Source organism: Lactiplantibacillus garii (genome assembly GCF_003885105.1).
In the GTDB taxonomy this organism is placed as follows: domain Bacteria; phylum Bacillota; class Bacilli; order Lactobacillales; family Lactobacillaceae; genus Lactiplantibacillus; species Lactiplantibacillus garii.
On record NZ_QWZQ01000082.1, the window covers coordinates 1 to 4,262 of the forward strand.

The window sequence follows — 4,262 nt, forward strand, 5'->3', positions numbered from 1 at the left end:
TTACATATCTGGTAACGGTTTGCAGGAACCACTGCAGTCATAACGTTCGCATTCCGTAACCACTCAGCATTTCACCGATTGTTAAAAATATTTATATTTAGGTAGCCTTTACCGCCACAAACAGTTATTCTCAAATTAGGGATAAAATATAACTTATTGTGGGGGAGTACTTATGAAAAAGGAAGCAAATTATTCAGATTCTGGGCGGTTATTACTGCAAAAATTAGTCGTTACGCCACTAATTGTGGGATCCGTGGGGGTATTGGGCCTAATTTGGTGGTATGCGGTTATTCCGGCATTCCTATTAAACGGTTGGTATTGGTATCGTTATAACCAGCGGCACCGGGTAACTACCGACTGGCTCCGTCAAGTTTTCGCCCAAGTTATCACTTTAGCGTATTATTTAGGAATTTACATTGTCGTTATTTTAATCAATCAATATAATTATTTAGGAATTCCGGCAGCCTATCCTTTCAGTATCTTTACCTATAACTTAACTACGTTATTTGCGGGAAGTCTGGCCGTTTACGATCCGTTACCGTGGTTTTTCATTGGGAGCTTTTGGTCAGGAGTCCTTGGATTGTGGGCATACCGGTTACGGTCGGGACAAACCAATAAACCGAATGGCCGGCAATGGTGCAGCCTAATTATCCTGATACTAGTGAGTTTGGTACCCGTGTGGCTACATTTTCAGCGCAACGAACGGTACCTCGGTTTAAACGACCGTTTCGTTACGAACACGTCGGAACTTAACCTGAAACAGTATCAACCGTTCACCCAACGGTCACGGGCAGCCAAATTGAACCGGCCGGCAACGCTGCGGATCCACAACAACTATCCCAAAATTAACGGAGCAACCGCGGCTTATCCGGTGGAGGCCGCCATCGCCCAGAACGTGTACGCCGGGGTAACTGCTAAACAGGCTAACCAGCTCGTCCGCTCGGATTCAACGCCAAAAGCGTTTAATAGTTTATTAAAGAATCAAGCGGACGTTATCTTCATGGCGCACCCTTCAAAGGACCAGTACCGAACGGCTAAACGGGCTAACGTTAAGCTTCAAACGCAACACGTGGCGGATGAAGCCTTCGTTTTCTTTGTAAACAAGCATAATCCAGTTAATAATTTAACCACCAAGCAAATTCAGTCGATCTATCAGCGTAAAATGCTAAGCTGGTCGCAAGTTGGCGGTCAATTGGCACTGATTCAAGCGTTCCAGCGCCCGGCCGGTTCTGGTAGTCAGACAATCATGGAATCGTTAGTTATGAAGGACAAAACCATGGCAGCGCCACTTCGTTACCAAGAAGTTTCCACCATGGGCGAGATCATCGATGACGTTGCGGGGTATAACAATTCACATAACGCAATTGGCTACTCGTTTCGCTTTTATACTACTCAAATGAAGTTAAATAAAAACGTTAAGGTCTTAAAAGTCAACGGGGTGGCCCCAACGGCACAGAACATTCGAAATGGTCGGTATCCCTACATCACCCCGGTCTACGCCATTTATCGTTCCGACGCGTCTAAACACACCCACGAATTAGTAAACTGGGTCGGAGGTCAGCAAGGACAAGCCTTAATTAACCAAACGGGCTACGTGGGGCGCAAACGATAATCATTCAGCACGCTTTGTTCATGGTTGGAGTTGTTCGAGTAAACCAAGCACTTGCTAATTAATTTTATATTGATAATTATAATTATCTAGACTAATACTGTGGACAGTATTAACACTATTGTTTAGGGGGGATTTTATAATGAAAACAATCACACGAGTAGGATTAGTAACGGTATTAGTTACGGGGATCGGCACGGGGAGTGTGTTCGCCGCTCAAAAACGCACTACAAGACCTAGCACTCAGCAATCTAACGCATCATTACAAGCGGGAGCGTTAAAACTTAATCATCTAAAAAACGTTAAAACCCAAAAATCGACCGTTAACGGTCAGCGTCAGGTAACCTTTCACGTTAATATTAGTAATTCGGGTCAAACCGAAGTAGTTTTATCCGGATCAAATTTTCGACTACAGAGTCACGGTAAAACGTATTACGCCCAAAACGCGGCTACAATTAATTTAAATAGTAAGCAAAGTAACCATTCATTCTTTTTTGAAACCCTTCACGCCCACCGAATGTTAACCGGCACGGTTATCTTTGACGTTCCGAACACGGTGCTTACGGACCAACAAACACAATTGATATTTACAAACAGTCCGTTTGGAAAACAGTCACAAACACTTGGCGTCACGACCTTATTAACAAAGTAGTTAGCACAATTAAAAAGTGTCCAACTAAATAAAAGAACGCTAGTGAAACAAACCATGAAATACAATAAACCCCGTCACGCATTTAATAAACACGTGACGGGGTCTATTTAACTCATCGTAACGGAATCCACGTTAATGGTGGCATTATTTTGATCTGAAACGGCTCCCAGATCGTTTCCAGTTACCGTAACGGTGTCACCCATACGCATTGGTAACCGCTGGTATAGTTCGGTATCAAATCGAATAGGGGTCTCGTCAACGACCTGACCACGTTTAGAATCAGCATCGGTCACGCCACCCACGAGTTCATCTCAGTTGCATCACGTTGAATTCTGCTAATAATACCGGTCGTACTCACGTTTTTACCAGCGTATTTATGTGGTGCCCGTTTAAAAGTTGCTAGATCCACAAACTGGTATCGGTCAACCTTACTTGCGTTGACGACTTATGGGTCACGTTTAACGGTGGTTTCTGGTAATTTTTCTGACGTTACCAGATCAGAAGGGACGCAGGCTGTTAGAAGCACCGTACTAAACAGCAGACTCCCCATAACTTGTACACTTTTTTCATATGTAAAACTTCTTATTTATCATAAGGGTTCATCATACCAAGCTACGGAACACCGGATAAAGTACGTTCCGGTAATAGTTTGGTTAAAATTCAAACAATTCAACGTGTCACCAATAACTCGGTTACAGGAAATGGAGCACGTACTATTCAACACTAAACTGTTTCAGTTTTGATTTAATAAATTGCCAAGTGGCAGGGTCCGTGGTACTGATGGACGCAGGAAAGTACCGTTGCAAATCGGTCTGAATATACCGTTCGTTAATGCGAAACCATTCGTCTTCATCAACCGCGTTTGCAAAAGTATTGAGGTAAAAAGGGTCATCTAGCCGCAACAACGTTTCTAAAATTAATTCTTTATCCAATGGGACCATCCTTTCTGGAGCACATAGTGTAACACACCAATTCGTAAGGTACCAAACTTTAGGATCATCTAAAGTTTCCGCTAAATTTCCACCACGCGGGTCTTACATCCATAAGGGCCACATCGTTGGTTTAATCGGCACAAACGGGGGCGGGGAGGACTACCATTATGAAAACGGTGCTGGGTACACGCCCTTTAGGGGAAATATTACGCTCAATGATGTACCGGTGACCCTTGACCACCACGCCGCTTTAAAATCAGTCGGCACGTTGATTGAATATCCGGGACCATGGTCAGCTAATAACGGCTACCACGATGTCAGCACTGTTAGCATCTAACCAAAATTATTATTTAATCAAAACTGATCATAATCAAGCGGCGGCAGCAGTTTTAACAACTGCTGGATATCAAGTTGGACTTAACGATAATCAGTTACAAGTTTTAGTTACGGTCAACTTTTCACTAAACGACTTATTACGGACCCTGGTAAAAAAGGAGATCCCGATTTTAGATGTGCAACATCAAAGGGGTGACCTCGAAGAATCGTTACTCAGTGTGCTCACTAACGAAAACAATCAGCAGGGGGACCTTCAATAATGATAACTTTAGTACGACAGGAACTATACAAATTAAGTAAACAACGACCCGTACGGTTATTTTTCGGCTTTTTACTACTATTTCAGGTAATATTAGCCGTTTACACGGCACGTTATCCGCAATTTTTAACGAGTCACGATTCATTTATTAACGGCTTTTACGCTTACATTCCAACCACGTTTTTTCTAATCGCAATTGGTAGCACCCATCTAACGATTGAACGACAAGCGGGGACGTTGCGGTTATTATTATACCGCCAGTATTCCCGTACGACGGTTTTACTAAGTAAGTGGCTTTCAATCTTAATTCTGAGCATCAGTGTTTACCTTGATTTTAACGTAGTTGGTTTAATCATTAAATTACTATTTTTCCGAAACTTACCGTTAAAATCGGCGTTGTGACAATCCTGGTTCAATACAAATTTAGCTTAATTCTTATCCTTATTTTTTATCATGTGTGTTGTCTTACTAGTC

6 protein-coding genes are annotated in these 4,262 nt (G+C 42.6%); 4 read left to right on the top strand and 2 right to left on the bottom strand.

The features are described from left to right. Positions 1–172: 172 nt before the first annotated feature. Both D1831_RS13750 and D1831_RS13755 read left to right on the top strand, forming a co-directional pair. A complete protein-coding gene (locus D1831_RS13750) occupies positions 173–1,612 on the top strand; it encodes a PstS family phosphate ABC transporter substrate-binding protein (RefSeq protein ID WP_125073406.1) in 1,440 nt (479 codons plus the stop codon). A 139-nt stretch (positions 1,613–1,751) separates the two neighbouring features. Then, on the top strand, positions 1,752–2,261 hold the full coding sequence (locus D1831_RS13755) for a DUF4352 domain-containing protein (RefSeq protein ID WP_125073407.1): 510 nt from the start codon (positions 1,752–1,754) through the stop codon (positions 2,259–2,261). Positions 2,262–2,368: 107 nt separating this feature from the next. Here the strand turns inward: D1831_RS13755 and D1831_RS13760 are convergent, their stop codons facing one another. Both D1831_RS13760 and D1831_RS13765 read right to left on the bottom strand, forming a co-directional pair. After that, positions 2,369–2,554: a hypothetical protein gene (locus D1831_RS13760; RefSeq protein ID WP_125073408.1), complete on the bottom strand. Its 186-nt coding sequence runs from the start codon at positions 2,552–2,554 to the stop codon at positions 2,369–2,371. 420 nt (positions 2,555–2,974) lie between these two features. After that, positions 2,975–3,193: a hypothetical protein gene (locus D1831_RS13765; RefSeq protein WP_125073409.1), complete on the bottom strand. Its 219-nt coding sequence runs from the start codon at positions 3,191–3,193 to the stop codon at positions 2,975–2,977. A gap of 314 nt (positions 3,194–3,507) precedes the next feature. Here D1831_RS13765 and D1831_RS13770 point away from each other — a divergent pair, with 314 nt between their 5' ends. Together D1831_RS13770 and D1831_RS13775 are read left to right on the top strand one after the other, a co-directional pair. After that, complete coding sequence (locus tag D1831_RS13770) at positions 3,508–3,789, top strand: hypothetical protein (RefSeq protein WP_125073410.1); 282 nt, start codon at positions 3,508–3,510, stop codon at positions 3,787–3,789. Continuing rightward, the gene (locus tag D1831_RS13775; RefSeq protein WP_125073411.1) at positions 3,789–4,190 is read left to right on the top strand and encodes an ABC transporter permease; all 402 of its coding nucleotides are present in this window, start codon (positions 3,789–3,791) and stop codon (positions 4,188–4,190) included. Before D1831_RS13770 ends, D1831_RS13775 begins: the two co-directional genes overlap by 1 nt. Positions 4,191–4,262 lie beyond the last annotated feature (72 nt).

Coding starts and splice junctions, on each gene's coding strand:
- D1831_RS13775 (WP_125073411.1), top strand. CDS start 3,789: ATGATAACTTTAGTACGACAGGAACTATACAAATTAAGTAAACAACGA.
- D1831_RS13750 (WP_125073406.1), top strand. CDS start 173: ATGAAAAAGGAAGCAAATTATTCAGATTCTGGGCGGTTATTACTGCAA.
- D1831_RS13770 (WP_125073410.1), top strand. CDS start 3,508: ATGTCAGCACTGTTAGCATCTAACCAAAATTATTATTTAATCAAAACT.
- D1831_RS13755 (WP_125073407.1), top strand. CDS start 1,752: ATGAAAACAATCACACGAGTAGGATTAGTAACGGTATTAGTTACGGGG.